Here is a 25,940-nt window from a genome sequence, read left to right on the forward strand (position 1 = left end):
TACCGGCGGAAGCCACCGCCGGCACATCGCGAACCTTGCGCTTGAATCGATCGGGCGATCAGATCAACGGCGGTTCGAACCCGACACCACATCGATCCAGACGGCCAGCACGAGAATGCCGCCCTTCACGATCATCTGCCAGTAAGCATCGACGTCGAGCATCGACATGCCGTTGTCGAGGCTCGCCATCACGAGCGCGCCGATCAACGCGCCGTACACGGTGCCCGAGCCGCCACGCATCGACGTGCCGCCGATAAAGCACGCGGCGATCGCATCGAGTTCGCCCATCGAGCCCGCCGACGGCGAACCGGCCGCGAGCCGCGCGGTGTTGACAATGCCGGCGAATGCGCACATCAGCCCCATCAGCGCGAAGATCGCGAGCTTAACGCGGTCGGTGTTGACTCCCGACAACCGCGTCGCTTCGAGGTTCGAACCGACCGCGTAGATGCGGCGTCCAAATACGGTCTGGGTCGCGATCCACGTGAAGATGCCGAGCAGCGCGAGCAGCAGCAACACCGGCACGGGAATGCCGCCGTAGTTGTCGAGCATCGCGACGAAGCCGGCGAGAATCGCACCCGCGCCGATCACCTTCGCGACGTCCTGCCAGAGTGGCACGACGCGCAACTGATAACGCTGCCGGTTCGCGCGCTGGCGGATCGTCAGGAATGCCAGCAGCAGGAACAGCACGACTGCGAGCGTGTCACCGGCGAGCCGCGGCAGATAACCCTGGCCGACGAACACGAAGCTGTCCGACACCGGCGCGATGGTCGATCCTCCTGTAATGCCGAGCAGAATGCCGCGATACGCGAGCATGCCGCCGAGCCCGACGATAAACGAAGGCACGCGCCGATACGTCGACCACCAGCCGTTGAACATGCCGACCGCGATGCCGAGCAGCAACACGACTGGTATCGTCGCGCCGATCGGCCAGTGCCGGTTCACGTCGAGAATCGCCGCGACGCCGCCGAGCAGTCCGAGCAGCGAACCGACCGACAGATCGATTTCACCGGCGATGATCACGAACACCATGCCGCACGCGAGCATGCCGGTAATCGACATCTGCCGCAGCAGATTCGACAGATTGCGCGGCGTGACGAACGCGCCATGAGTAAGCGCGGAAAAGAAAATCCAGATCACGGCGACGGCAATCAGCAGCGCGAGAATCTTGTAGCGCGCGAACAGTTGCTGGATCCGTTGCGTGCCGCCGAATGCGTCTCGCGGCACGGCGTTGTCGGTCCGTTGGGAAGTTACTTCGGGAGTCATGCGGCACTCGCTACGGTTGGGTTCGAAGATAGATGCACAGGCCGGATCGCGGCGCCCAGGATGTCTTCCTGCGTGAGACCGTCGTTGACGAAGTCGCCGCGCAATTCGCCCTCGCCGATCACGAGCACACGGTCGCTGATGCCGAGCACTTCCGGCAATTCGGACGACACCATCACGATCGACATGCCGCGCTGCGCCAGCTGAAAGATCAGCTTGTAGATTTCGTATTTCGCGCCGACGTCGACGCCGCGCGTCGGTTCGTCGAGGATCAGCACCGTCGGGTTGGTCAGCAGCATGCGCGTGAGCACGGCCTTCTGCTGATTGCCGCCCGACAGACTTGCAATCGATAGCATCGGATTCGCGGCGCGCACGGAAAGCCGCTTCATTTCCGTATGAATCGTGTCGAGCTCCGCCGCGGAATCGATCCGCCCGCCCGACGCGAACCGCTGCAACACGGCAAGCGTGATGTTATGGCCGACGCTCAGGCCCGGCACGATGCCGTGGCGCTTGCGGTCCTCGGGCACCATCGCGATACCGGCGCGAATCGCGTCGATCGGCGCGCGAATCTTCAACGGCTTGCCGTCGAGCACGACGTTCGCCTCGCTGATGCCAGGATACGCGCCGAAGATCGCCTGCATCAGCTCGGTGCGGCCTGCGCCGACGAGCCCCGCGACGCCGAGAATTTCCCCGCGTCGCAACGAGAACGACACGTCGTCCACACGCTTGCGGCGCGGATTGGTCACGTCGAAACAGGTAACGTTGCGCGCCTCGAAGATCACGTCGCCGATCGGATGCGGCTCGCGCGGAAACAGGTTCTTGATCTCGCGGCCGACCATCAGCGAGATGATGCGGTCGGTGGTCAGAGCGTGCATCGGCTCGGTCGCGACGTGGCGGCCGTCGCGAATCACGCTGATCGTGTCGCAAACGGCGGCGACTTCATCGAGCTTGTGCGAGATGTACACGCACGCGATACCGCGCCGCTTCAGATCGCGCACGATGTCGAGCAGAATCGCGATTTCGGAGGCGGTCAGCGACGACGAGGGTTCGTCAAGAATCAGCAGCTTCGCGCGCTTGTTGAGCGCCTTCGCGATTTCGATCAGTTGCTGATGACCGCCGCCGTAGTTCATCACCGGCTGCGCGGCATTGATGCCACTGATGCCGAGTTCGCGCAGCAGTTCGTCGGCGCGCTGATACATCGCCGCGTAGTTCATGCGCCCGCCAGGCAGCGTGATCTCGTTGCCGAGAAAGATGTTCTCCGCGACCGACAGCTCGGGCACGAGCATCAGTTCCTGGTGAATGATGATGATGCCCGCGCGTTCGGTGTCGCGCACGCTCGCGGCCTTTAGCGGCTCGCCTTCCCAGGTTATTTCGCCATCCCACGTACCGTGCGGATAAACGCCGGACAGCACCTTCATCAGCGTCGATTTGCCCGCGCCATTTTCGCCGCACAGGCCCACGCATTCGCCCGGCGACACGGTCAGATCGATGCCGTCTAGCGCCTTCACGCCGGAAAAAGCTTTGACGATGCCGCGCATCGTCAGAAGAGGTTGCGTCATTCGTTATGCCTCGCTGCAAGGTGGGCCGATGTTCGACCACGCTCCTGGGTGCGATGACCCCGGAGCGTGGCGTTGACATCGCGCCCGTCTTCGTTTTATTTGCTTGCGAGCTGTTCCTGCGTGTAGAAGCCGTCCTTCACGACGACGTCGAGGTTGGCCTTCGTCAGCTTGGTCGGCTGCAGCAGCACCGTATCGACCTTCTTCTTGCCGTTGTCGTATTGCGCGTTGAACCCCGGCTTCTCACCCTTGGCAAGCGCAACCGACAGCTTCGCCGCTTCGCCCGCGATCAGCTTCAGCGGCTTGTAGACCGTCATCGTCTGCGTACCGGCCGCGACGCGCTTCACAGCAGCGAGGTCGGCATCCTGACCCGAGATCGGTACCTTGCCTGCGAGGCCCTGTGCGGCGAGCGCCTGGATCGCGCCGCCAGCGGTGCCGTCATTCGACGCGACGACGGCGTCGATCTTGTTGTTGTTCGCGGTCAGCGCGTCTTCCATGATGCGCAGCGCGGTCGATGCGCTCCACTCCGGCACCCACTGCTGGCCGACCACCTTGATGTCACCCTTGTCGATCGCGGGCTGCAGCACCTTCAGTTGGCCCTGGCGCAGCATCTTCGCGTTGTTGTCGGTGGGCGCGCCGCCGAGCAGGAAGTAGTTGCCCTTCGGCCGTACGTCGTAGACGCCCTGCGCCTGCATTTCGCCGACCTTCTCATTGTCGAACGAGATATAGGCGTCGACATCGGCGTCGAGAATCAGGCGGTCATACGACACGACCTTGATGCCCGCTTTTCTCGCTTCAGCCACCACGTTGCCGAGTGTCTTCGAGTTGAACGGCACGATCACGATCACGTCGACGCCGCGCGAGATCAGGTTTTCGATCTGCGAGATCTGACGCTCCTCGCTCGCATCGGCCGATTGCACCGACACTTTCGCGCCGAGTTTTTCCGCCGCGGCGACGAAATAGTCGCGGTCGCGCGACCAGCGCTCGACGCGCAGATCGTCAATACAGAAGCCGATTTCCGGATGATCCTTGCTGGCGTGCGCGAGCGGTGCGGCGAGCGACAGGCTGGCGAGTACCGCGCCGCATAGCAGCGAACCGAGTACGTTACGACGCATTGCGAACTTCATTTTTGTCTCCTTGTTTGTGATATCCGGAATGCCGGGTGTATCGGTCTGCGCTGCGAGCCGCAGACTCGAACAAGCGAAAACCCACTGCTTGCTGGTGCGCGCGGTCAACGTGGCCGCGCGATCTTTATTCAACGTCCGCTATAAATAGCCTGATTCACGATGTTTTCCATTTGCTCCTGCTGCCCGCTCACATGCCGCGGATTCAGATCACGCGCCAGCGTGTCCGACGCGAGCGTCGAGAGCGAATACTCGCCGGACAGGATCTTGCGGCCGAACTCGCCATCCCAACCCGCGTAGCGTTGCCGCTTGAACTGATCGAGGCGCTCGTTTTCGACCAGTACCGCCGCGCGGTCAAGGCCGAGCGCGAGGTTGTCGATCGCACCGATGTGGCCATAAAACAGGTCTTCCGCATCGACGCTCTGGCGCCGCACTTTCGCATCGAAGTTCATGCCGCCGGTCGTGAAGCCGCCGTGGCGCAGAATCTCGTAGAAGGCCAGCGTCAATTCCTCGACGCTATTGGGAAATTGATCAGTATCCCAGCCATTTTGCGGATCGCCGCGATTCGCATCGACGCTGCCGAAAATGCCGAGCGCAAACGCGGTCGCAATCTCGTGATGGAACGAGTGGCCCGCGAGCGTCGCGTGATTCGCCTCGATGTTCACGCGAATCTCCTTATCGAGGCCGTGTTGCAGCAGGAAGCCGTGCACGGTCGCGACGTCGTAGTCGTATTGATGCTTGGTCGGCTCCTGCGGCTTCGGCTCGATCAGCAGCGCACCCTTGAAACCGATCTTGTGCTTGTGGTCGACCACCATGTGCAGGAAGCGCGCAAACTGCTCGCGTTCGCGCACGAGGTCGGTGTTGAGCAGCGTGTCGTAGCCTTCGCGGCCACCCCACAGCACGTAGTTTTCGCCGCCGAGGCGCAGCGTCGCGTCGAGCGCATGGCGCACCTGGGTCGCGGCGAATGCGAAGACCTCCGGATTCGGATTGGTTGCGGCGCCGGCTGCGTAACGCGGATTCGAAAACAGATTCGCGGTGCCCCACAGCAATTTGACGCCGGTGTCCTGCTGCTTGCGCGCGAGGTAGTCGGACACGCGCAGGAAGTTCTCGCTGTATTCCTTCACGCTCGCGCCTTCGGGCGAGACGTCGGTATCGTGGAACGTGTAGTAGGGTGTGCCGAGCTTCGAGAAGAATTCGAACGCGGCGTCGGCCTTTTGCAGCGCCCGCTCCATTGCGTCGCCGGGTTGCTGCCACGGCCGCCGGAAGGCGCCCTGACCGAAGATATCCACGCCGGGCCACACGAACGTATGCCAGTAGCACACGGCGATACGCAGATGTTCCTCGAGCGTCTTGCCGAGGACCTTCCTGCTCTTGTCGTAGTGACGGTATGCAAGCGGGTTGTCCGATTGCGGGCCTTCATAACGAATCTCGGGAATGTGTTCGAAGTAGGACATCGGCGTCTCCCATGTATGCTGCATTGCAACCCGCGCGATCATGCCGCGCCGGCCGACAAAGTGACGCCATGCTGCCGCTTGCATGATGTGTCGGCAATTGCGAAATTGCGCAGCACGCTTGATGTTTCTTACCGCCCGCGCGTTTGTATACTGCCGTCCCGCGATTCGGCGCCTAGAATAACCGGACGCTTAAAAACGGTGTTGCTCCCAGCCCCCGACACGATGGAGACAAAGGCGCGTGGTCCATTGACCCGCACGCCGCTTACCGCCATGACCCGTCCACAAGCACCTCAGACAACCCATCGGATCGCGCTGCTGTTCAACGCGAACAAGGTCTACGACCGCGAGATCATCACCGGCATCGGCAACTACCTGCTGTCGACGCGCGTCGCGTGGGACCTTTTCCTCGAAGAGGACTTTCGCTGCCGGCTCGCGGGTATCGAGCGCTTCGACGGCGACGGCATCATTGCAGACTTCGACGACCCCGCCGTCGACGAAGCCCTGCGCGACTGTCCGCTGCCGGTGGTCGCCGTCGGTTCGTCGTACGAGGATCCGACGCAGTACCCTTCGGATTTACCCTATATCGCGACCGACAACAGCAAGCTCGTGTCGCTCGCGTACACGCATCTGATCGGCGCGGGTCTCGAAAACTTCGCGCTGTACAGCCTGCCGCAGGCACAGGAAAACCGTTGGGCGCAACAGCGCGAACTCGCATTCGCGCATCTGCGCAGTGCGGAGGGGCGCAGCGCCGCGCAGATCGATAGCGAGATCTATCGCGGTCTGTCGACGAGCGCGCCGTCCTGGAACCAGGCGATCGAACAGCTCACCGCATGGCTGCGGCAACTGCCGAAGCCGGTCGGCATCATCGCGGTGACCGACGCGCGGGCGCGGCACCTGTTGCAGGCGTGTCTGATCGCGGGCATTCCGGTGCCCGAGGAAGTCGCCATCATCGGCATCGACAACGATCCGCTCACGCGTACGCTGACGCGCATTCCGCTGTCGTCGGTGATTCAGGGCACCGAGGAAATGGGCCGCACGGCCGCGCACATCCTGCATCAGATGCTGCACGGCGCGCGCTTTCCGGGGCGTCGCATCCTGGTGCCGCCGGTCGGCATCAACGTGCTCGAATCGACCCGGCATCAACCGCTCGCGAGTCCCTACGTGATGCGCGCACGGCATTTCATTCGTCAGTATGCGTGCCAGGGCATCCGCACCGAGCAGGTGGCCGACTATGTGGGCGTGTCGCGCTCGTCGCTCGAAGAGTATTTCCGGCGCGAGCTTCAATGCACGGTGCATCAGGAAATCCTGCGCCACAAGCTCGACGTCGCCAAGACGTTGCTTGCGAAACGCGACGCGTCGAGCGCGGAAGTCGCGATTCGCTGCGGCTTCACGTCACTGCAATACATGTACGCGGTATTTCGCCGCGAACTCGGCTGCACGCCGCGCGAATACCAGGAGCGCGTGGGCCCGAAGACGAAGACCACTGGCTGAGCGTGCTTTTCTATTTTTTCTTCGCACTGACCACATGATCAGCATTGCACAACTCTCTTCCGAACCGTGGGGCACGCTACCGGGCGGCGATCGCGTGCGGCTCTACACGTTACGCAACGCGCACGGCATGAAAGTCGCCATCAGCGACCTCGGCGCGACCTTGGTTTCGTGGCATGCGCCGGATCGCGCGGGACGTCTCGGCGATATTCTGCTCGGCCACGACACGCCCGCCGAATACGTGGCGGCCACGACCTACATGGGCGGACTGATCGGCCGCTGGGCGAATCGCATTGCGGGCGCGCGCTTTTCGCTCGACGGCATCGAGTACACGCTCGATCGCAACGAAGGTCCGAACCTGCTGCATGGCGGCACGATCGGATTTCATCGCGCGTTGTGGGACGTCAGCGAGGACGACGGCGCGTTGCTGATGCGGCTCGAGTCGCCTGAAGGCGATGCTGGTTTTCCTGGCAACGTGACCGTGCAGGTGCGCTATTCGCTCGACGATGACGGGACGCTGACGATCGGATATGAAGCGATCACGGACGCGCCGACGCCACTCAATCTGACGAGCCATCCATACTTCAATCTGACCGGGCGCGCGGGCACCGACATTCGCGGCCACGTGCTGTCGATCGACGCCGAGCGCTTTTTCGAAGTCGACGCGACGCTGATTCCATGCAATCTCGCCGACGTCGCGGGCAACGCATTCGACTTCCGGCAGAGCGCGCCGATCGGCGGCCGGCTCGACTGGCCGCATGCGCAACTCGCGCGAGCCGGTGGCTTCGATCATTGCTACGTACTGCGTGCGGCGCCTGATGCTGGCACCAACGACGCTACGCCGCCACTGCGCGAAGTCGCCTGCGCATACGATCCGGGCAGCGGACGCGAGTTGACCGTGGCGACCGATCAACGGGGCCTGCAGTTTTACTCTGGCAACGCACTGAACGGCAACCCGGGACGCGGCGGCGTTCGCTATCAACGGTACGCCGGTTTGTGCCTCGAGGCGGGCGGTTTTCCGAACGAGGTCAATATGACCGGACAGGACGAAGTGATCGTGCGACCCGGTGATACTTACCGGCAAATCACGACTTACCGCGTCGATGTGCGCAAAGGTGTGTGACTATATTGACACGCGCTTTTCCACTGTTTTACGAAAACGGCGAAAACGAGATTACAGCTCGCCGACTGCCTGTTCTCCGCAATACTGAATTAGTCGACTAGTGGTTTTCCCCGAATGCGCTCGCTCCTAGACTGCGTCCATGGCACCCGCAATGCCGCGGTGCTGGACAGACAACTACGGAGGGAAACATCATGAAATCGCTTATCCAGGCAGTTGCGCTCGCTGCCGTGATCGCCGCTCCAGTCGCGGCGTTCGCACAATCGGAACAGCCGATCACGCGCGCCGAAGTCAAGGCAGAAGTGCAGCAACTCGAACGGGCGGGTTATAACCCGGCCACCGCATTCGATGCCCAGTATCCCGCGGACATTCAGGCGGCCGAGGCGCGCGTCTCCGCGATGAACGCGAAGGGCCAGGGCGACACTTCGGGATATGGGTCGCCGATGGGCGGATCGTCGCAATCCGGCCCCGGCCAGCATCCGCTGTGGGTCAATCCGGACGGTCAGTGAAGACCGGCGAACGTATTGCAAGCGACGCTGGCGAGGAAAGATCGGTGAGTTAATAACCTCTTTTGCCTGTGTGATTTTCGCCGTTTCGACCTGAGATGAAGCGAGCCATGCTTTCAAAGCATGCGCTCGCTTTTTGCGTTTATACGGCGATCGGGAACGTGCCGCTACTGCCAACTCAGCCAGACCGCGCCTGCGGGCATTCTGACTGATACCAGATCTCCACCTTGCGCTGCGCGCGCTCGAGACTCGCCGGATAATCAGGATCAAAGCGTCGCTCAGGGTGGTAGCCCGCTTGCTGCAACGCCGCCAGTTCGCTCATGCTTCGCTCGTGAGTGGCGGGTGCCTTGTTCCTGAGGTCGGTCAGGTCGCGGCATTGCGTTGCGCTGAGATGTGTTTGGGCGCCTCCGTTCCCGCCGTCCGTGGCACAGCCAACGAGCGTAAGCACCAACGCGGCAAGAATCGACCGCATCTGCGTTGCGATGTTCATTTCGTGTCTCCTTGCGGTCAGGCAACCCTTGAATTATTCGAAACGCCGGCGAAAGTCGCCACTCATTTCATCAACCATGTAGTCGATACAGACCAAGGAGAAATGCGATGCCCCGCACCGCCGCTGAAAAACGCGCCGCTTTCCGCGCGCTGCACTCGTCTGGCTGTTTCGTGCTGCCCAATCCGTGGGACGCAGGCAGCGCCCGCTTTTTGCGCACGCTCGGCTTCAAGGCGCTCGCGACCACGAGTTCCGGCTTTGCGTGGTCGACCGGGCATGCGGACAACACGCTGCCGCGCGAGGTGATTCTCGCGCACCTGCGGACGATCGTCGATGCGACCGATCTGCCGGTCAATGCCGACTTCGAAAGCGGCTTCGGCCGCGATCCGGAAGAAGTCGCCGAAAGCGTGACGCTCGCGGTGGCAACGGGCGTCGCGGGTCTGTCGATCGAGGACTCGACCGGCAACCCCGCCGCGCCGCTCTTTCCGGTCGACGTCGCCGTTGAGCGGCTCAGCGCGGCGCGCCGTGCGATCGATCAGAACGGCGGCGACACGCTGCTGATCGGCCGCGCGGAAAATTTCGTCGCCGGCAAGCCCGATCTCGACGACGCGATCGCGCGTCTGAAGGCCTATGCGGCGGCGGGCGCCGATTGCCTGTACGCGCCCGGCATCCAGACGCGCGAGCAGATCGAAGCGGTGGTCGCGGCCGTCGCGCCGAAGCCTGTCAATCTGCTGATCGGCTCGACATCGAATCTGACCTTGCAGGATGTGGCCGCGCTCGGTGTACGGCGAATCAGCGTCGGCGGCGGGCTCGCGCGCGCGGCGTGGGGTGGTTTCATGCAGGCCGCTCAGGCGCTGGACGATGGCCGTTTCGACTTTTCCGGCGCGGCGGCGGGCACGCAACTCAACGCGCTTTTCACTCGCGATGCGTGAAGCACCCGAACGCCCCGAACCGCGCAGGTTCCCTCCCCCCGCTGCGCAAGCGGACACCTCTAAAGCAGGAGATCGCCATGGCTCGCGAAATCATTCGCGTCGAACCGTTGTCCACGTACCTCGAAAAATTGAAAGCGCCGGCCTGCGCCGTCACGCGTCACGCTGACACGGTCTACGTGTCGGGCCTTCCGCCGTTCGATCCCGAGACCGGAGTACCGGTCGACGCGCCAATCGAACGGCAGACCGAACTCGTGCTCGAGCAGATGAAGCTGTGTCTGGAAACAGCCGGCTCGTCGCTCGATCACGTGCTCAAGTGCAACATCTATTGCACATCGGTCGAGAAATTCGCCGCGGTCAACGCGATCTACACGCGCTATTTTCCGGTCGATCCGCCGGCGCGCATTTTCGTCAACGTGCCCGCATGGCCGGGGCATTTCGACATCGAGATCGATTGCGTCGCGGCCGTCAGATAGGCTGCCGGCAGACTGCGCACCCAGGCGTTCGCAGGCCGAGTCGAAATCGCCGGAATGCCCAGCGTTTCCGATGAGAAAAGCACGTGAACGTCTGAACTGGCGCACAAAGGCTTCCGTCGCGTCAAATGTTATGATCGGAAACATCATTCGCTCCGATCAAGCGCGCACCCGAACAGCGGCAAGCCTCATGGACACCCATCTCACCAAATCCGCCGACACGTCCTCCACCGATCTCGGCCGGCGCGTGCGCGCCGCCCGTCAGGCGCAGGATCTGACGCTCGAAACCGCGAGCCGCCTTTGCGGTGTCTCTCGTTCGACGCTGTCGAAAGTCGAAAACGGCCTGATGTCCCCCACTTTCGACGTGCTGCAAAAAATCGTGCTGGGCCTGAAGATCGAAATCGGCGAACTGTTCGGCTCGACGCCGAAGGTCAGCGCCAGCGGCCGGCGCGCGTTGACGCGCAAGAACGAAGGCCAACGCCACGCGTATCGCGGCTATCAGATGGAGCTGCTCGCCACCGACCTCGCGCACAAGGCGATGCTGCCGTTTCGCATCCGCATCTCGGCGCACACGCTCGACGCATTCGACGACTGGGGCCGCCACGAGGGCGAGGAGTTTCTCTATGTGATCAGCGGCAGCGTCTGCCTCTATTCGGAGCTGTACGCGCCGACACATCTGAACGCGGGCGACAGCCTCTACTTCGACAGCCGCACGGGTCACGCGGCCGTGTCGACCAGCGAGGAAGACGCCGAAGTGTTGTGGATGGCGACCAATGCGGACCTTTCGCACACGCCGTCGGCCGCGAACGATTCGACGAAGAAATAGCGCGCGCTCAGCGCGCCGCCGTATGCATTCAGGCCGCCTCGCTTGCGGTCATACGGAAGATGCCCTGTGCGTTGCCCGCGTCGAACCGCAGGTCCGTTTCCCAGCGGCGCGCGTCCTGATCGAAACTGCGCTTGCGCGTGATGAATTCGTAGAACGAGCCGGGCACATCGCGCGTGACGACGCTGCCATCGGCCGCGCGAAATTCGCGCCGCACGATATCCGCGCGATACGCGGTCTGGAACACGCGCCCGGAACGCGAATGCTCGACTTCGGGCTTCATCGGACGACCCTTCGCTTTTTCGTCGTCCGACAGTTTGAAGACGTCCGCGACGCGATCGGTCGCATGATTGAACGCGTTACCTTCGGTCGCGATCCACGCCATTTCCGCCGATTCCTTCAACAATACTTCGTAGTCGGCTTCGCGTGGCATCTCGTGCTGACGCGCGAACGCGCCCACGATCACCGGTAGCAACTCATGCGCTGCATCGAGCGGCAGCACGCCGTCGCGTTCGAGTTCCCACAAGAGGCCATTGGCGCGCGGCGTCAACGGATCGCGCGACGCACCGATCACGTTCGTCACCGCCTGCTGGAATGCCGCGGAGAAACGCTCCGGATGCAGTTCGCTGACGAAGAACTGCGCGATCTCGTCGGGCGCGTCGTCATGCGTTAAGGTTTATTCGATGCCTGCCATCGGCCGCAGGAATGTGAATGCTTCCGCGCGTGCCGGCAGGCGTCGAATAAACCCGATGGAGGAAACCGCGGAGTGCTCCGATGTGGTCGGAACTCGCCGCTATGGCGATTGATAGGTCAGGATGCTCAGCGATGTCGGATGCGGTGCGGCCAGGCGGGATGCTGGACAGGCGCGGAAGCCGTAGCGAAGCGGCGCTGTCGGGCAATCACGATGGTGAAGCAGACGAGGGAGGCGCTTTGCGAAGCGCCAGGCGCAAACGTCCGCTCGTGGGCCGCGTTGCCGCAAAGCCGACGGTCGGTTCAGATATCGGGGAACCGTTGCGCTCATGTCTGACCCCGGCACATCGGTGGTGCGCGGATCGGGGCGCTGCGCGCGAGGATATCGACGACGATCATCGGTGCGCCGCAGCGCCGGCAGATGAACACGGTCCGGACTGCGATGACGGTGTCGTGCGGTGACGGGCTGACCCCGGGTGCGACGTGCAGCAGATCGCGCACCTTCGCGAGACTGGCGCGGCGCACCGGGTTGGCGAGCAGCCCGTAGTGACGGATCCGATGGAAACCACCGGGCAGCACATGGAGCAGGAAGCGGCGCATGAATTCGCCGGCCTCCAGCGTCATGGTCTTGTAGCGGGTGCGTCCCTTCGTACGGTAATCCTTCCAGCGGAACGTCACGCCACGCTCATCGAAGGCGATCAGGCGCTGGTTGGAGATGGCGACGCGGTGCGTGTAGCGGGAGAGGTACTCGAGCACCGCCTTCGGTCCGGCGAACGGGCGCTTGGCGTAGACCACCCATTCGCAGCTACGCAGCGGCGCAAGCCACCGGGCAAAGGAAGCGGGATCAGCGAGCCTGGTGTACTCGCCGAAGAACTGCAGCTGGCCATGCCGGTGGGCCACTTCGAGCGCTTCGAGGAAGCGCCGGCGGAACAGGCGTGAGAGCACGCGCACGGGCAGGAAGAAGCCGGGCCGGCACGCAATCCAGCGCTCACCGTCAGGCGACAGCCCGCCACCGGGGACGATGCCGTGCACATGCGGGTGATGCGTGAGCGCCGAGCCCCAGGTGTGCAGTACGAGGGTGGCGCCAATCTGGGCGCCGAGATGCCTGGGATCGGCGGCGATCGTGCGCAGCGTGTCGGCGGCGATGTCGAGCAGCAGGCCGTAGATGATCCGTTTGTTGTACCAGGCGATCGCACTGACGGGCGCGGGCAGCGTGAAGACGACGTGGAAGTATTCGACGGGTAGCAGGTCGGCCTGGCGTGCCTCCAGCCAGCGGTGTGCGGCGCTGGCCTGGCACTTCGGGCAATGCCGGTTGCGACAGGAGTTGAAGGACACCTCTGACCTTGCGCAGCCTGAACAGCGCAGCACATGTCCGCCCAGTGCCGCCGTGCGGCACCGTTCGATGGCCGACATGACCTTCAGCTGCCCCAGGCTCAGGTGTGCCGTGGCTCGCCACGCTGGCCCGTGGCTGCGGAAGATGTCCGCAACCTCCAGCATGAGGCGTGACAGCGCGCGGGCCTACTCGGAGGGCAGACGGTCCAGCGGACTGGTGACCTCGTGCAGCAGGTCGGTGGCCACCTGGACGTAGAGCGCGGTGTTCTCGAGCTTCGCATGGCCGAGCAGCACCTGGATCACGCGGATGTCCACCTTCTGTTCGAGCAGGTGTGTCGCGAAGCTATGGCGCAGCGTGTGCATGGACACGCGCTTGTCGATGTTCGCAGCCTCGGCGGCGGCATGAATGGCACGGTTCAGCTGTCGCGTGCTTAATGGATCGAGCGGGTCGAGCCCGGGAAACAGCCACCCACCATCGAGCATCCTGCCCTGCGTACGGGCCACGCGCCACCACACACGCAGACGCTCAAGCAGCACCGGCGAGAGCATGGCGTAGCGGTCACGGCGGCCCTTGCCCTGCTCGATACGCAGTGTCATGCGTTCGCTGTCAACGTCGGTGACCTTCAGCGCGACCACTTCGCTGGCACGTAGCCCCGCGCCGTACGCGACCGACAGCGCGGTCTGGTGCTTCAGGTTGCCGGCGGCCTCGATGAGCCGCCGCACTTCATCGGGGCTGAGCACGACGGGTAATACGCGGGGCACGCGCACGGGTTGCATCCTGACCATCAGCTCGGGCCGGTCGAGCGTGACTGTGAAGAAGAACTTCAGGCCGGTGATCGCATGGTTCAGGGACACGGCCGAGGTGCCGTGGTCGACCAGATAGAGCTGGTAGCGCCGCAGGTCCTCGACGGTGGCCGTGTCAGGTGAGCGCCCGAGAAACCGGGCGAACTCACGCACAATGTGCAGATAGATGTCCTGCGTCTTGGGGGCAAGCTGGCGCATGCGCATGTCGTCGATCATGCGCTGGCGCAGCGGACTGACGTTTGACTGTGAGGAGGTCATGATTCGGCTCCTGCTGGAGAACGAGGCGGATTGCCTCATTCGCCAACATACGGAACCGCGATGCCGGCCTCTCCCTGACCACCGGCGTCTGACCGTAGCCCCTACCGCGCGAGCGGTTTAGTCCGCCGCCCATGCGCGGCCGGTCATGCCGAGACGATCGAGCGGATAGCGGCCGTTGATGCGAAAGCCGAGCGGCCGCAGGATGCGTGCGAACGCCGCCTCGCCGGGCGGCAGCGCGCCGCTGTGCGTCCAGCGCACGGTGCGCAGCGCGCCGTGATCGAAGTAAACGCTGCCGCCGGCCGCGACCGTTTCCTCCGTGTAGCGGCGGCCGTTCTCCGAGCGCGCGATCAGATCGTCGAACAGCGCCATGTTCATCGCCTGCGCGAGTTCGGCGCGCGTGACGCTGCCGCTCTCCCACTCGTGAAGCACATGCGGATGATTGAGCGTTGCAAAGAGCCGCGCGGTCTTCTCCACGCCCAGCAGCTTTTGCAGTAGTTGTTCGACGTTCGCATTCTTCAGGTTTCGCATCCGGCTCTCCACGCTATCCGTTGAGCGCCCGCGCGGGCGCCTCATAACGGGCGAGATTATTCAAAATGCGCTTGCTCATCGTAAAGCGAGATAAACTTGCCACTTGATGCGTTTTTGGAATTAACGTGCGAAAGTTCAAGATTCCCAACATGGGCGCGTTGCTCGCTTTCGAAGCCGCCGCGCGGCACGAGAGCTTCACGCATGCGGCGCGCGAGCTGTTCCTGACCGAAAGCGCGGTGTCGCGACAGATCAATACGCTCGAAGGCAATCTCGGCGTGCGGCTGTTCGTGCGGGTCAAGCAACGCGTGATGCTGACGCGCGCGGGCAAGGTCTACAGCGCACAGGTGCGACGCTCGCTCGAACAGCTCGATCGCGACACGCTGTCGATCATCGCGCACGGCAGTGGCGGCGGTTATCTGGAGCTGGCGGTGTTGCCGACTTTCGCATCGCAATGGCTGATTCCGCGCATGGCTGCATTCAACGAGCAATACCCGGACGTGCGCGTGAACATGGGCGTGCGCACCGCGACGTTCCCGTTCGCCGACACGCATTTCGAAGCGGCGATTCACTACGGCAAGCCGACGTGGCCGGGTACATCGTCGGATTTTCTGTTCTGCGAGGACGTGGTGCCGGTGTGCGCGGCAAGTCTGCTCAAGCGTCCGATCCGCAACACCGCCGAACTGCTCAACTATCCGCTGCTGCATTCGACGACGCGCCCCGATGGCTGGGCGACCTGGTTCGCGAGTCTCGGCGTCGACGACAACCGCACGATGCAGGGCGTGCGCTACGAACTGCACACGATGCTGATCAGCGCGGCTGCGGCCGGACTCGGCATTGCGCTAGTGCCGCGTTTTTTCGTTGACACGCAGTTGAAGCAGTTCGGTCTCGTGATTCCGTTCGACACACCCGCCGTCGCCGACGCCGCGTACTACCTCGTGTATCCGACCGAGTTGAGTCACGGCAAACCGCTCGCGAGTTTCCGCGAGTGGCTGCTGCGCGAGGCGGCCTCGTACGGCGCGATTTATCCGGAGTTGGCGCAGCAGCCCGAGAGGGCGTGAGTCAGCTGCCCGCGCGCGCCTTTGCCAAGGCGGCGAGATTGCCTTCGCCGAAGCCATGATGCCCCTGGCGTTGCACGATCTCGAAGAAGATCTCGCCGGCGCGGCGGCGCACGAAGGTCTGGAAAAACAGCAGCGGCACGCCGTCCGCGCCGATCTCGCCATCCACGAGCACATGCGTGCGCCGCAGTCGCTCGACATCGAGTCCGTGGCCCGGCAAACGCGCATCGAGCTGGTCGTAGTAGCGCGGCGGCGGCTCGACGAATTCGACACCGTTCGCGAGCAGACGCTCGACGCACGCGAAGATGTCGTCAGTGGCGAGCGCGATGTGCTGCACGCCTTCACCCGGATGATCGGGCAAATACTCGTGCATCAGGTTGGTCCGGCGCGTGCCCTCCTCGTAGAGCGGCACGCGGATCGCTCCGCACGGTGACACCATCACGCGCGATTCCGCCGACACGTGCCAGTTCGCGTGCAGCTCATGGATCTCGCGGAAATTCAGCAGGTCGCGATAGAAGTCGATCCACTCCTGCATGCGGCCTTCGCCAACGGTTTGCGTCAGATGGTCGACCGCGATCAGGCCGCTGCCTGTGTGATTCAGATCGGCTTCGGCCGTGTCGATTTCGATGGGCCGGAAGTCGATGTCGAAGATCGAGATATCGCCGAGGCCGCCGCGCTGACCGCCGCGCCCGCGCCAACGATCGACGAAATAAATGTGCGAATCGCCGATGCCCTGAATCGCCGGGATCAGCAACTCGCCCGCGCCGAGGCGCTCGCCCTCGAACTCCCACGCACCGAGCTCCACCGCGCGTTCGAACGCTCGCTGCGCGTCGGCAACGCGAATCCCGATCGCGCAGATGCCGACCCCATATTCCTCCGCGTAGCGCGACGCGAACGAGTCAGGTTCCGCGTTGATCAGGAAATTCATCTCGCCCTGACGGTACAACGTCACATCCTTGCTGATATGACGTGCGATCGCCTTGAAGCCGAGCCGCGTGAAGGTCTCGCCAAGCGCCCTCGGGTCACGCGCGGCGAACTCGACGAACTCGAGGCCGGCCGTGCCGAGCGGATTGTGCTCAGGCGCCAGCACGGCGCGCTGCGCGGCCTCTGGAGTGGGCAGGTCGCTGGGCATGGCAATCTCCTTGTACGGTCTTTCGGTGTGCCGCAGCAAAAACGGGCTGCCGCGGCGTTCGCACCGTGTTTTTACACCGGGTCGCGGGGCATTCGCAACCGTCATTTTGTACTATTTGGTTCATCGATCGAACGGCACACCGGCCGGTGCCCGGCGGCATGCACGCGGTGGGCCGCCGTATCACTCGAGCGGCGTATCGCCTCGGCTGCCTTTGTGCGCCGTTTTGCCGGCGGATTTACCTGCGGTTTTGCCCGCCTCTTTCCCCGACACCGCCGCCATTCTGCCCCGCGCGACCTCTCGCACCGCCTCGATGAACGCGCGTCCCACCGCCGACGGCTGCGTATCCGAGCGACGAATCAGCCCGACCGGCTCGCCGGTGCCCGCGAACGGCAGCGGCAAACGCACCAGCATGCCGTGCGCGAGCTCGTATTCGACCGCGCTTTGCGGTGTGAACCACACCGCGCCGTTTTCGAGTGCCAGCGCGCGCCCCGTCGATACCGACAACACCTCGACGAACGCCGACAACGGCGGCACGCCCCACGCGCTGAGCAGGCTCTCGGTCGACTGGCGGATCAGCGTGCCGAACGGCGGCAGCACGATCGGAAATTCCTCCAGCGACGTGGCCGGCAAGGCCGTCCCTTGGGCGAGCGGATGCCCGGCACGCACGACCGCGATCAGCGGCTCAGTGAAGAGCTGCTCGAAGCTCAGTCCGACCATCCGTTCGGGGTCCGCGAGCCGGCCGATCGCAACTTCGATCGAGCCCGCTTTCAGGTGTTCGAGCAATTCCGGATTCGCGCCGGTCGCGAGACGCACGATCACGCGCGGCCACTGCGCCGAGAACTGCCTGAGCACAGGCGGTACCAGTACCGCGGCGACGGTCGGCAGCACGCCGACTTCGAGCGTCGCGGCGGCCGCGCCCTCGGCGCGCGCAAGCAGATCGACGCCCTGACGCAGCGCGCTCACGCAAGCGCTCGCGTGCGGCATGAAAAGCTGTCCCTCGCGCGTCGGCACCGCGCCGTGACGGCCGCGCTCGAACAGCTTCACGCCGAGAATGGACTCCAGCTCGGCCACCGTCTTGGACACCGCCGGCTGCGTGATGGAAAGACTGTCCGCCGCCCGCTGGACGCTGCCGAACTGTGCGACGGCCAGAAAGCACTGGAGATGACGAAATTTGACGCGGCTATCCGCGAGACTGCGTTGCATAACAGAAGGTTATACGAAACGGGCAAAAACGTCATTTTTCATAACCGCTCGCTTTGTATAAAGTGCGTGCCATAACGTCGCATCCCCCGATTCCTCCAACGGAGACACCTCATGGAAGATTCAATTCTCTCCCCGCGCGATTTTGCGTCGCATCCCGAGTACATCTATCCGCCATACGGTTCGTCGGTCAAACGCGGTCCGACGCGTCCGCTGATTCCGCTGAAAGAGCGGCTGCGCGACCAGCGCGTGCCGGTCTACGGCACCGACGACCTCGGCGCGCTCGACAACGACCTGACCCGTAACGCGGTACGCAACGGCGAGCCGCTCGGCGAGCGCATCATCGTGACGGGCCGCGTGCTCGACGAAGGCGGCCGCCCGGTGCGCAACACGCTCGTGGAAATCTGGCAAGCCAACGCCGCCGGCCGCTATGTTCATAAGGCCGACCAGCACGACGCGCCGCTCGACCCGAACTTCCTCGGCGCGGGCCGCTGCATCACCGATAACGAAGGCCGTTACCGCTTCCTGACCATCAAGCCGGGCGCGTATCCGTGGGGCAACCATCCGAACGCATGGCGTCCGCAGCACATCCACTTTTCGCTGTTCGGCAACCACTTCGGCTCGCGTCTCATCACGCAGATGTACTTCCCTGGCGACCCGCTGCTCGCGTTCGACCCGATCTACCAGGGCACGCCGGAGCAAGCCCGTGAGCGCATGATCTCGAAGTTCTCGCTCGACACCACGCAAGAGGCCTATGCGCTCGGCTACGATTTCGACATCGTGCTGCGCGGCCCGAACGAAACCCCGATGGAGCGCTAAGCCATGACGACCCTCAAGCAAACGCCTTCGCAAACCGTTGGTCCGTACTTCGCCTACGGTCTTTGCCCGCAGCAATACGACTTCGACTACAAGAGCCTGTTCACGCACGTTCTGGCCGACATGGAAGCGGCTGGCGAGCACATCACGATCGTCGGTCAGGTGTTCGACGGCGACGGCAAGGTGGTCGGCGACGCGATGATCGAGATGTCGCAAGTCGACTCGAACGGCCACTATCCGGAATCGCGCGAGGAAGTCCTGAAGACCGGCTTTCACGGCTTTGCGCGCGTCGGCACCGGTACGGATCCGCACAAGCGCTTCATCGTCCAAACGGTGAAGCCGGGCCGCGCGAACTCCGGCGAAGCGCCGCACATCAACGTAATCCTGACGATGCGCGGCATGCTGCTGCACACGTTCACGCGCATCTACTTCGAGGACGAAGCGCAGGCGAACGAACAGGACGCCGTGCTCGCGTCGGTGCCGGCCGAGCGCCGCGGCACGCTGATCGCACGTCGCGACCCGAAGGCGGCCAACGTGTATCGCTTCGACATCCACATGCAGGGCGACAAGGAAACCGTGTTTTTCGACCTGTAATGCGCGATCTGTCGCGAAACTCCGAGCAGTAAAAAATGAGCCCGCCTTGCGCGGGCTTTTTTTCGCGCGAACGCTTCGCGGCGCGCTGGCTTACGCTTCGCAGCGGAAATGATCGATGCTTTGTCCGGCGTGAATCGCGCGCGCGAGCCACGCCGGTTTGTCGCCATGACCGTCCCACGTGTTGCCGAACGCGTCGCGATACAGCACCGCGGCCACCGCATTCGCATCGGCTTCGAGCGATTCGGCCAGCGCTTCCATTGTGATGTTGTAATCATCCATGCGGCGGCGGATCCACGCGATCATGCGCTCGCGCAGGTTCTCATCGCGTTGGAACAGTCGTTGTTGTCGTTCCAGTTCTTTCATAAGTTATCGGTGTCGTAGCTCTTGATGGCATTAGACAAACAGGCATTTCGCAATAGAACGCGAAGCCTGTGCGTAATTCAATTTGAGCGGAAGCAATTCGACGAATTCACGCGATCCTTGCAAATGCGTGGAAACCCGCGTTCGCAACTGATGCCCTGTCAAATCCTGAATTTAATCGCCTGAGTTGAAGCGCTGAGATCAAGCGAATCAGCTACCCGAAGAATCGGCGTGGCTCGAATTGCGCCCGTGTTTCGCCTGATGGGTCGCCTCGTTGTTGCGGGGGAGCTTCGGCGTATGGAAAGTCATTCTAGCATTCGATGTATTTTGGCCGCAGCAAAGGAGTTTTTCCAATTGCGTTTATTGCAGGACTTCCGGCTTTTCGGTATTCGTGGCTTCCGTCGCGCGATTGGCGCAGAATGCGAGACTCGATTCTCGCCAGAAGGTCCGATATCGGTCCGCCACCAGGAGACACGACAATGCCCGCCTCAACCGCCATCCTCACGATCCTGGCCGCGCTGCTGTTAGGCGCGATGAGCCCAGGGCCGAGCTTCGTCATCGTCGCGCGCAACGCGATCGGCCTGTCGCGTGGCGACGGTCTCGCGACGGCGCTCGGCATGGGCATCGGCGGTGTGTTCTTTAGCGGCATCGCGCTGCTCGGGCTCTATACGCTGCTCGCGACGGTCGAATGGCTCTATGTCGGGCTGAAAGTGGCCGGCGGGGTCTACCTGGTCTATCTCGCGTCGAAAATCTGGCGCGGCGCCGCGAAGCCGCTCGCTTTCAGCGAGACGCAAACCGGCAGCGGCGGCAATCCGCGCAAATCGTTCTGGATCGGCTTGAGCACGCAGCTGAGCAATCCGAAAACGGCGGTCTATTACGGCAGTATCTTCGCTGCGCTGCTGCCGCAGCATCCGCCGGTGTGGTGCTATTTCGCGCTGCCGCCGGCGATCTTCGCGATCGAAGCGGGCTGGTATACGATCGTCGCACTGTGCTTTTCGAGCAAACGGCCGCGCGAAATATATCTGCGCTGGAAGGCGTGGATCGATCGCATGGCGGCGGGCGCGGTGACCGCGCTGGGCTTGCGGCTGATTCTGACCGCGCACAAGGTCGGGATCTGACGACAGCGCCAGGCGGCGCGTTACCCCTTTCCTTCCGCCTTGATCCGCGCTCGCAACTCGAACTTCTGGATCTTCCCCGTCGACGTCTTCGGCAACTCACCAAAGCGCACCGCCTTCGGCAACTTGTAGCCGGCGAGAAACAGCCGGCAGTGCGCGATGATCTCCTCCTCGGTCACCTGCGCGCCTTCCTTCAGCTCGATGAACGCGCACGGCACCTCGCCCCACTTCGGATCGGCCATCGCGACCACCGCCGCCACCGATACCGCCGGATGCCGGTACAACGTGTCCTCCACCTCGATGCTCGAAATGTTCTCGCCACCCGAAATGATGATGTCCTTGCTGCGGTCACGGATGCGGATATAGCCGTCGGCCGTGCGCACGCCGAGATCGCCGGTATGGAACCAGCCGCCGTTGAAAGCCGCTTCGGTCGCGCGTTCGTTCTTCAGATAGCCCTTCATGCAGATGTTGCCGCGGAACATGATCTCGCCGATCGTTTCGCCATCGTCCGGCACCGGCGCGAGCGTGTCAGGATCGAGCACCGCGACCGCTGCCTGGAGGTGATAGCGCACACCCTGGCGCGCGGTCAGATCGGCACGGCTTTGATCGTCGAGCGCGTCCCATTCGTCCTGCTTTGCGCAGACGGCCGCCGGTCCGTACGTTTCAGTGAGCCCGTACACATGGGTCAGGTCAAAGCCGATCTGCTTCATCTTCGCGATCACCGCGGGCGGCGGCGCGGCGCCCGCGACCATCGTCGACACGCGATGCGTGATGCCCTCACGCCATTCGGCCGGCGCATTCGCGAGCGAACTCTGCACGATCGGCGCGCCGCAATAATGGGTGATGCGTTCGCGGCGAATCAGTTCGAACACGGTCTTCGCGTCGAACTTGCGCAGGCAGACGTTGACGCCGGCGCGCGCGGCCACGGTCCACGGGAAGCACCAGCCGTTGCAGTGAAACAACGGCAGCGTCCATAGATAGACCGCGTGCTTCGGCATGTCCCACTCAAGAATGTTGCTCAGCGCGTTCAGATACGCGCCGCGGTGATGGTAGACGACGCCCTTCGGATCACCGGTCGTGCCCGACGTGTAGTTCAGCGTGATCGCATCCCATTCGTCGGCGGGCGGGACCCACTCGAACGAAGGGTCGCCGGTTTGCAGGAACGCTTCGTAATCGGTCGCACGGATGAATTGCGCGGCGTCGGCGGGTTGCACATCGGCCACGCTGATGATGCGCAGGTCCGGGAATTCGAGCGCCGCGCGGTGCGCGAACTCGCCGTATTCGGTGTCGACGATCAGCGCCTTCGCCTCGCCGTGACGCAGCATGAACAGCACCGTCGCGACGTCGAGCCGCGTGTTCAGCGTGTTGAGCACGGCACCTGCCATCGGCACGCCGAAGTGCGCTTCGACCATCGGCGGGATGTTCGGCAGCAACGCGGCGACCGTATCGCCGCGGCCGATGCCGGCCTCTTGCAGCGCGCTCGCGAGCCGCCGCGCGCGCTTGTAAGTCTCGCGCCAGTTGCGGCGAATCTCCCCGTGAATGATCGCGGGCCGCTCGCCATACACTTGTGCTGCTCGCACGAGGAAGTCGATCGGCGTCAACGGGACGTAATTGGCCTCGCGCCGCCCGAGACCTTCTTCAAACATGTGCTGTGTCATTGCATCGTCTCCTAAGGCGCCAGCCGCGCCACCGATTGTTGTGATCGTGTTCTTATGGGTGAATCGGAACCTAGCCTAACCATTGTCGTCATGAAATGTCTGTCATTCAAATGACAGAGTGGCGCACCTGGTGTCGCGCCCTGGAAAAGCGCAATAGTCAAAAATGGCAATAAGTTATTGCGCCAAAGCGCTGATGGCGCGGCGCGGACCGTCGTCTATCATCGGCGCGCCCGGCGCCGCCCCCCTTGGCGCGCGCCGCGTATGAACTAGAAAATCTCTCTCCACACGCAGGACATCCATTGAGACCCATCCGCTCTATCAAGACCGCCGCGCTCGTCGGCGCCGCCGCCCTTGCCGTGACGTCCGAACAAGCTTCGGCGCAAAGCTCGGTCACGCTGTATGGCGTTGCCGACGTCAGCGTGCGCTACCTGACGAACACGAACGCAAAAAACGACAACCGTCTGTACATGACGAACGGCGCGATCACCAATAGCCGCTGGGGTTTGCGCGGCTCGGAAGACCTCGGCGGCGGTCTCAAGGCGATTTTCGATCTGGAAAGCGGTATCAACCTGCAGGACGGCTCGGCGTCGGACAAGCAGCGCCTCTTCAACCGCAACGCCTATGTCGGCGTCAGCAGCCCGTACGGCACGCTGACACTCGGTCGCCAGAAGACACCGCTGTTCGACCTGCTCGGCGACACCTACGACCCGCTCACGGTCGGTAACTACTTCGAGAACTCGTGGCTGCCGGGCGCGCTCGGCGCGGGGCTGTACGCGGATAACGCGGTCAAGTACACCGGCACGTTCAAGGGCCTGACGGTGGCCGCGATGTACTCGTTCGGCACGAACTCGGAATCGACCGGCGAGGGCGGCTTCTCGGGCCAGGTGCCGGGCCATCTCGGCGCAGGCAACATGTACGGCTTCACGCTGTCGTACGTGGCGGGTCCGCTGTCGGTCGCGGCCGGTGTGCAGCAGAACAGCGACAACAGCAATCACAAGCAGACCATCTACAACGCGAACGCGGTCTATGCGTTCAGCTCGACGAAGCTGTACGTCGGCTATCTGCATTCGAAGGACGACACCGGCTTCGTCGACAGCGCGCTCGCGCAGCAGACGCTCGTGCCGGGCGTCGATATCGTCAAGGGCTCGGGCCGCATCGACAACGGCCCGTTCGCCGGCGTCACGTGGCAGGCCACGCGCGCGCTGACACTGACGGGCGCCGCGTACTACGACCACATGTCGAATGCGGCCATCGGCGACGGTCAGCTCGGCAGCGGCTATCGCTACACGTTCGTCGCACTGGCCGAGTACGCGTTGTCGAAGCGCACCGAGGTGTACGGCACCGTCGATTTCGACAAGGTGTCGGGCGCGGCCTCGGTCGAACTGCCGGGCCGCAACAACCAGACCGGCGTTGCGCTCGGTCTGCGGACGATCTTCTAAATCGCTGAATCGTTACGGCAAAGCGGCGTCCCCTGGGACGCCGTTTTTTTTTGCCTCGCATACGGCAGCCGACTCACCGGTCAGCCGCGCGCATAAAAAAAGGTGCCGCGAACGGCACCTTTTCGTACAACAGGCAGCTTCTGCTGAAGCTTAGAAGCGGTGACGCAGACCGACCGTAGCAGCCGTCTGGTTCTTCGACGACGAGGTCGGAACCGTGTTGTCGCCGCTGTAGATCGAAGCCACGCCGCCGTCGCCCATTGCGTGCTGGTACACAGCCTGAGCGTAGACGTCGGTGCGACGCGACAGCGAGTAGTCAGCCTGCAGGCCGATCTGGTGGTAACGGGTCTTCATGTCGTTACCGTCGGCGTTGATGCCGTAGCCGCGTGCGTCGGTGAACGTGTACGCAATGCCGAGGCCCAGAGCCGGGGTCACGTTGTACTTGCCGTTGATTTCGTAGTTGTTGGAGTGGCCTTGACGCTGACCAGCTGCTGCGCCAACGAGGTTGTCAATGCGCGATTGCGTCCAGGCCACGCCGACCAGCGCCGGGCCGAAGCCGTACGAAGCGCCTGCGCCGAACTGACGCTGACGGAAGTCGCCGGTCAGCACGCCTGCGGTGTTCGCCACCACGCCGTCCGATGCGCCGCTCGTGTTAGCAGCCGGGTTGTTTTGCTGAGCGTAGGCAGCACCGAGGTGCAGGCCTTGCCACTGGTATGCGGCGCCCAAGCTGTACTGACGGTTGTTTGCGAAGCCGCCAGCCTGGTTCGAGAAGCCGTACGTGCCGCCGAACGTGAAGCCAGCGTAGTTAGCGCTCGAGTACTTGACCGAGTTGTTGACTGCCAGACCGCCGTTGGTGTTCAGGTTGTCGTTGTTGAACGGGTGCGCGAAGTACGTGCCGCCCCAGCTGCCCGTTGCGGTCAGCGGTGCGAGGTAGTCCTGCGCTGCGTCGAACTGGCGACCCAGCGTGACCGTACCGAATTGCGAGCTCGACAGACCGACGAAGGCCTGACGGGTGAACATGCCGTTGTTGTTGGTGTTGTTGTTGGCAAACTTGCCGTTGTTGATGTTGAAGCCGCTTTCCAACGTGAAGATTGCCTTCAGACCGCCGCCCAGATCTTCCGAACCGCGCAGGCCGAACATGCTCTGGTTGATACCGCCGCTACCTGCTGCCCACTTGGAGTTGTGAGCAACGTTGCTGGTGTACGTCAGACCTGCGTCCAGCAGACCGTACAGGGTCACGCTGCTTTGTGCGTGAGCGACCGAAGCGAACGATGCGGCAGCCGCAACGACGATGAGACTCTTTTTCATGGAAACTCCAATTCGAAAAATTTATACGGGGAGCAGAATCTGCCTCAGCAGCCGATGCATCGCATCTGCCGCCGCCCGGTTGGCCGAACCAGTGGGATCGACCGGGCACCCTTGAAGCGAAGCGTGAGTGTAGGGGGACACCCTGGTAGCGGCGCCGGCAATTCACGCAACAGGATTTTTCGAAATTCGCAACAATGTTGGAGCCGATGGGGATAACTTCTTGTTTTTCCGACGTTTATTGCAATATCAAGGTGCCGGATCAGATGCTCCAGCCAAAATGAATACGCAATACCTCAATAACCTGAGTTGTGCGTTTGCAACAGTCCTTTAATACGCGTGACGTAATCGGGTCGGAGCAAATTGATGAAAAGGCCGTTGTGATTATTTGTAACCACCCGGTTGAAGTGACAGTTTTCTGCGTCTTGTCCGAACTT

The 25,940-nt window shown here is 63.1% G+C and carries 23 protein-coding genes and 2 pseudogenes; 11 read left to right on the forward strand and 14 right to left on the reverse strand.

Translation table 11 applies throughout. From position 1 onward, the window contains the following. Window positions 1–63: 63 nt before the first annotated feature. The 4 genes from L0U81_RS26130 to xylA form a co-directional block, all read right to left on the reverse strand. Window positions 64–1,263 carry a sugar ABC transporter permease gene (locus tag L0U81_RS26130; protein ID WP_233807383.1) on the reverse strand — a complete coding sequence of 400 codons (1,200 nt, stop codon included), beginning with the start codon at window positions 1,261–1,263 and terminating at the stop codon, window positions 64–66. Further along, window positions 1,260–2,819, reverse strand: a complete 1,560-nt coding sequence (gene xylG, locus L0U81_RS26135) for a D-xylose ABC transporter ATP-binding protein (protein WP_233807385.1) — start codon at window positions 2,817–2,819, stop codon at window positions 1,260–1,262. Before xylG ends, L0U81_RS26130 begins: the two co-directional genes overlap by 4 nt. Before the next feature lie 95 nt (window positions 2,820–2,914). Then, complete coding sequence (gene xylF, locus L0U81_RS26140) at window positions 2,915–3,943, reverse strand: D-xylose ABC transporter substrate-binding protein (RefSeq protein ID WP_233807387.1); 1,029 nt, start codon at window positions 3,941–3,943, stop codon at window positions 2,915–2,917. 128 nt (window positions 3,944–4,071) lie between these two features. After that, a complete protein-coding gene (gene xylA / locus L0U81_RS26145; protein WP_233807389.1) occupies window positions 4,072–5,394 on the reverse strand; it encodes a xylose isomerase in 1,323 nt (440 codons plus the stop codon). A gap of 270 nt (window positions 5,395–5,664) precedes the next feature. On the opposite strand from xylA, the gene L0U81_RS26150 reads away from it, so the two are divergent. The 3 genes from L0U81_RS26150 (at window position 5,665) to L0U81_RS26160 (ending at window position 8,511) form a co-directional block, all read left to right on the forward strand. Beyond that, window positions 5,665–6,885 carry a XylR family transcriptional regulator gene (locus tag L0U81_RS26150; RefSeq protein ID WP_233807391.1) on the forward strand — a complete coding sequence of 407 codons (1,221 nt, stop codon included), beginning with the start codon at window positions 5,665–5,667 and terminating at the stop codon, window positions 6,883–6,885. Between the two features lie 34 nt (window positions 6,886–6,919). Then, a complete protein-coding gene (locus tag L0U81_RS26155; protein WP_233807393.1) occupies window positions 6,920–8,005 on the forward strand; it encodes an aldose epimerase family protein in 1,086 nt (361 codons plus the stop codon). A gap of 191 nt (window positions 8,006–8,196) precedes the next feature. Then, window positions 8,197–8,511 (forward strand): DUF4148 domain-containing protein, encoded by a 315-nt coding sequence (locus tag L0U81_RS26160; RefSeq protein ID WP_233807394.1) that lies wholly within the window; start codon window positions 8,197–8,199, stop codon window positions 8,509–8,511. A 175-nt stretch (window positions 8,512–8,686) separates the two neighbouring features. Here the strand turns inward: L0U81_RS26160 and L0U81_RS26165 are convergent, their stop codons facing one another. Beyond that, the gene (locus L0U81_RS26165) at window positions 8,687–8,998 is read right to left on the reverse strand and encodes a DUF4148 domain-containing protein (protein ID WP_233807396.1); all 312 of its coding nucleotides are present in this window, start codon (window positions 8,996–8,998) and stop codon (window positions 8,687–8,689) included. A 107-nt stretch (window positions 8,999–9,105) separates the two neighbouring features. Between L0U81_RS26165 and L0U81_RS26170 the strand changes: the two genes are divergently transcribed. The 3 genes from L0U81_RS26170 (at window position 9,106) to L0U81_RS26180 (ending at window position 11,223) form a co-directional block, all read left to right on the forward strand. After that, window positions 9,106–9,927 carry an isocitrate lyase/PEP mutase family protein gene (locus L0U81_RS26170; protein WP_233807398.1) on the forward strand — a complete coding sequence of 274 codons (822 nt, stop codon included), beginning with the start codon at window positions 9,106–9,108 and terminating at the stop codon, window positions 9,925–9,927. Window positions 9,928–10,004: 77 nt separating this feature from the next. Next, entirely contained in the window at window positions 10,005–10,400 is a 396-nt protein-coding gene (locus tag L0U81_RS26175; RefSeq protein WP_233807401.1) for a RidA family protein, read from the forward strand. Window positions 10,401–10,587: 187 nt separating this feature from the next. Next, window positions 10,588–11,223, forward strand: coding sequence for a helix-turn-helix domain-containing protein (locus tag L0U81_RS26180; protein ID WP_233807403.1), 636 nt, complete (start codon window positions 10,588–10,590; stop codon window positions 11,221–11,223). A gap of 28 nt (window positions 11,224–11,251) precedes the next feature. On the opposite strand, the pseudogene L0U81_RS26185 reads toward L0U81_RS26180, so the two are convergent. From L0U81_RS26185 to L0U81_RS26200, 4 genes and pseudogenes are all read right to left on the reverse strand, one after another. Beyond that, window positions 11,252–11,887, reverse strand: a pseudogene (locus L0U81_RS26185) (2-oxoadipate dioxygenase/decarboxylase family protein); the annotation flags it as partial. Window positions 11,888–12,237: 350 nt separating this feature from the next. Beyond that, entirely contained in the window at window positions 12,238–13,407 is a 1,170-nt protein-coding gene (locus L0U81_RS26190) for an IS91 family transposase (RefSeq protein ID WP_442793451.1), read from the reverse strand. A gap of 21 nt (window positions 13,408–13,428) precedes the next feature. Further along, the gene (locus L0U81_RS26195; RefSeq protein ID WP_233807405.1) at window positions 13,429–14,304 is read right to left on the reverse strand and encodes a site-specific integrase; all 876 of its coding nucleotides are present in this window, start codon (window positions 14,302–14,304) and stop codon (window positions 13,429–13,431) included. Between the two features lie 126 nt (window positions 14,305–14,430). Further along, a pseudogene (locus L0U81_RS26200) lies at window positions 14,431–14,832 on the reverse strand (DUF1338 domain-containing protein); the annotation flags it as partial. A gap of 125 nt (window positions 14,833–14,957) precedes the next feature. Here L0U81_RS26200 and L0U81_RS26205 point away from each other — a divergent pair. Beyond that, window positions 14,958–15,890 carry a LysR substrate-binding domain-containing protein gene (locus L0U81_RS26205; RefSeq protein WP_233807407.1) on the forward strand — a complete coding sequence of 311 codons (933 nt, stop codon included), beginning with the start codon at window positions 14,958–14,960 and terminating at the stop codon, window positions 15,888–15,890. Window position 15,891: 1 nt separating this feature from the next. On the opposite strand, the gene L0U81_RS26210 is transcribed toward L0U81_RS26205, so the two are convergent. Next, complete coding sequence (locus tag L0U81_RS26210) at window positions 15,892–17,019, reverse strand: 4-hydroxyphenylpyruvate dioxygenase family protein (protein ID WP_233807409.1); 1,128 nt, start codon at window positions 17,017–17,019, stop codon at window positions 15,892–15,894. Between the two features lie 180 nt (window positions 17,020–17,199). Continuing rightward, on the reverse strand, window positions 17,200–18,222 hold the full coding sequence (gene pcaQ, locus L0U81_RS26215) for a pca operon transcription factor PcaQ (protein ID WP_233807411.1): 1,023 nt from the start codon (window positions 18,220–18,222) through the stop codon (window positions 17,200–17,202). 111 nt (window positions 18,223–18,333) lie between these two features. Between pcaQ and pcaH the strand changes: the two genes are divergently transcribed. Both pcaH and pcaG read left to right on the forward strand, forming a co-directional pair. After that, window positions 18,334–19,038, forward strand: a complete 705-nt coding sequence (gene pcaH, locus L0U81_RS26220; RefSeq protein WP_233807413.1) for a protocatechuate 3,4-dioxygenase subunit beta — start codon at window positions 18,334–18,336, stop codon at window positions 19,036–19,038. 3 nt (window positions 19,039–19,041) lie between these two features. After that, window positions 19,042–19,629 (forward strand): protocatechuate 3,4-dioxygenase subunit alpha, encoded by a 588-nt coding sequence (gene pcaG / locus L0U81_RS26225; RefSeq protein WP_233807415.1) that lies wholly within the window; start codon window positions 19,042–19,044, stop codon window positions 19,627–19,629. 90 nt (window positions 19,630–19,719) lie between these two features. On the opposite strand, the gene L0U81_RS26230 is transcribed toward pcaG, so the two are convergent. Continuing rightward, window positions 19,720–19,992, reverse strand: a complete 273-nt coding sequence (locus L0U81_RS26230) for an H-NS family nucleoid-associated regulatory protein (protein WP_233807429.1) — start codon at window positions 19,990–19,992, stop codon at window positions 19,720–19,722. Between the two features lie 476 nt (window positions 19,993–20,468). Here L0U81_RS26230 and L0U81_RS26235 point away from each other — a divergent pair, with 476 nt between their 5' ends. After that, entirely contained in the window at window positions 20,469–21,107 is a 639-nt protein-coding gene (locus L0U81_RS26235) for a LysE family translocator (RefSeq protein WP_233807431.1), read from the forward strand. A gap of 20 nt (window positions 21,108–21,127) precedes the next feature. Here L0U81_RS26235 and L0U81_RS26240 read toward each other — a convergent pair whose 3' ends face one another. Next, window positions 21,128–22,762 carry an acyl-CoA synthetase gene (locus L0U81_RS26240; protein WP_233807433.1) on the reverse strand — a complete coding sequence of 545 codons (1,635 nt, stop codon included), beginning with the start codon at window positions 22,760–22,762 and terminating at the stop codon, window positions 21,128–21,130. A gap of 299 nt (window positions 22,763–23,061) precedes the next feature. Here L0U81_RS26240 and L0U81_RS26245 point away from each other — a divergent pair, with 299 nt between their 5' ends. After that, entirely contained in the window at window positions 23,062–24,201 is a 1,140-nt protein-coding gene (locus tag L0U81_RS26245; protein ID WP_233807435.1) for a porin, read from the forward strand. Window positions 24,202–24,351: 150 nt separating this feature from the next. On the opposite strand, the gene L0U81_RS26250 is transcribed toward L0U81_RS26245, so the two are convergent. Next, complete coding sequence (locus L0U81_RS26250) at window positions 24,352–25,506, reverse strand: porin (protein WP_233807437.1); 1,155 nt, start codon at window positions 25,504–25,506, stop codon at window positions 24,352–24,354. Window positions 25,507–25,940 lie beyond the last annotated feature (434 nt).

Origin of the sequence: Paraburkholderia sp. HP33-1, from assembly GCF_021390595.1 — a bacterium.
Taxonomy (GTDB): domain Bacteria; phylum Pseudomonadota; class Gammaproteobacteria; order Burkholderiales; family Burkholderiaceae; genus Paraburkholderia.

What these genes read in the sequence shown, in the direction of transcription:
- xylF (WP_233807387.1), bottom strand. Translation starts at nt 3,943, where the DNA reads ATGAAGTTCGCAATGCGTCGTAACGTACTCGGTTCGCTGCTATGCGGC.
- L0U81_RS26180 (WP_233807403.1), top strand. Translation starts at nt 10,588, where the DNA reads ATGGACACCCATCTCACCAAATCCGCCGACACGTCCTCCACCGATCTC.
- pcaG (WP_233807415.1), top strand. Translation starts at nt 19,042, where the DNA reads ATGACGACCCTCAAGCAAACGCCTTCGCAAACCGTTGGTCCGTACTTC.
- L0U81_RS26150 (WP_233807391.1), top strand. Translation starts at nt 5,665, where the DNA reads ATGACCCGTCCACAAGCACCTCAGACAACCCATCGGATCGCGCTGCTG.
- L0U81_RS26250 (WP_233807437.1), bottom strand. Translation starts at nt 25,506, where the DNA reads ATGAAAAAGAGTCTCATCGTCGTTGCGGCTGCCGCATCGTTCGCTTCG.
- L0U81_RS26175 (WP_233807401.1), top strand. Translation starts at nt 10,005, where the DNA reads ATGGCTCGCGAAATCATTCGCGTCGAACCGTTGTCCACGTACCTCGAA.
- L0U81_RS26235 (WP_233807431.1), top strand. Translation starts at nt 20,469, where the DNA reads ATGCCCGCCTCAACCGCCATCCTCACGATCCTGGCCGCGCTGCTGTTA.
- L0U81_RS26155 (WP_233807393.1), top strand. Translation starts at nt 6,920, where the DNA reads ATGATCAGCATTGCACAACTCTCTTCCGAACCGTGGGGCACGCTACCG.
- L0U81_RS26170 (WP_233807398.1), top strand. Translation starts at nt 9,106, where the DNA reads ATGCCCCGCACCGCCGCTGAAAAACGCGCCGCTTTCCGCGCGCTGCAC.
- L0U81_RS26165 (WP_233807396.1), bottom strand. Translation starts at nt 8,998, where the DNA reads ATGAACATCGCAACGCAGATGCGGTCGATTCTTGCCGCGTTGGTGCTT.
- L0U81_RS26240 (WP_233807433.1), bottom strand. Translation starts at nt 22,762, where the DNA reads ATGACACAGCACATGTTTGAAGAAGGTCTCGGGCGGCGCGAGGCCAAT.
- xylG (WP_233807385.1), bottom strand. Translation starts at nt 2,819, where the DNA reads ATGACGCAACCTCTTCTGACGATGCGCGGCATCGTCAAAGCTTTTTCC.
- xylA (WP_233807389.1), bottom strand. Translation starts at nt 5,394, where the DNA reads ATGTCCTACTTCGAACACATTCCCGAGATTCGTTATGAAGGCCCGCAA.
- pcaQ (WP_233807411.1), bottom strand. Translation starts at nt 18,222, where the DNA reads ATGCAACGCAGTCTCGCGGATAGCCGCGTCAAATTTCGTCATCTCCAG.
- L0U81_RS26230 (WP_233807429.1), bottom strand. Translation starts at nt 19,992, where the DNA reads ATGAAAGAACTGGAACGACAACAACGACTGTTCCAACGCGATGAGAAC.
- L0U81_RS26190 (WP_442793451.1), bottom strand. Translation starts at nt 13,407, where the DNA reads ATGCTGGAGGTTGCGGACATCTTCCGCAGCCACGGGCCAGCGTGGCGA.
- L0U81_RS26210 (WP_233807409.1), bottom strand. Translation starts at nt 17,019, where the DNA reads ATGCCCAGCGACCTGCCCACTCCAGAGGCCGCGCAGCGCGCCGTGCTG.
- L0U81_RS26195 (WP_233807405.1), bottom strand. Translation starts at nt 14,304, where the DNA reads ATGACCTCCTCACAGTCAAACGTCAGTCCGCTGCGCCAGCGCATGATC.
- L0U81_RS26160 (WP_233807394.1), top strand. Translation starts at nt 8,197, where the DNA reads ATGAAATCGCTTATCCAGGCAGTTGCGCTCGCTGCCGTGATCGCCGCT.
- pcaH (WP_233807413.1), top strand. Translation starts at nt 18,334, where the DNA reads ATGGAAGATTCAATTCTCTCCCCGCGCGATTTTGCGTCGCATCCCGAG.
- L0U81_RS26130 (WP_233807383.1), bottom strand. Translation starts at nt 1,263, where the DNA reads ATGACTCCCGAAGTAACTTCCCAACGGACCGACAACGCCGTGCCGCGA.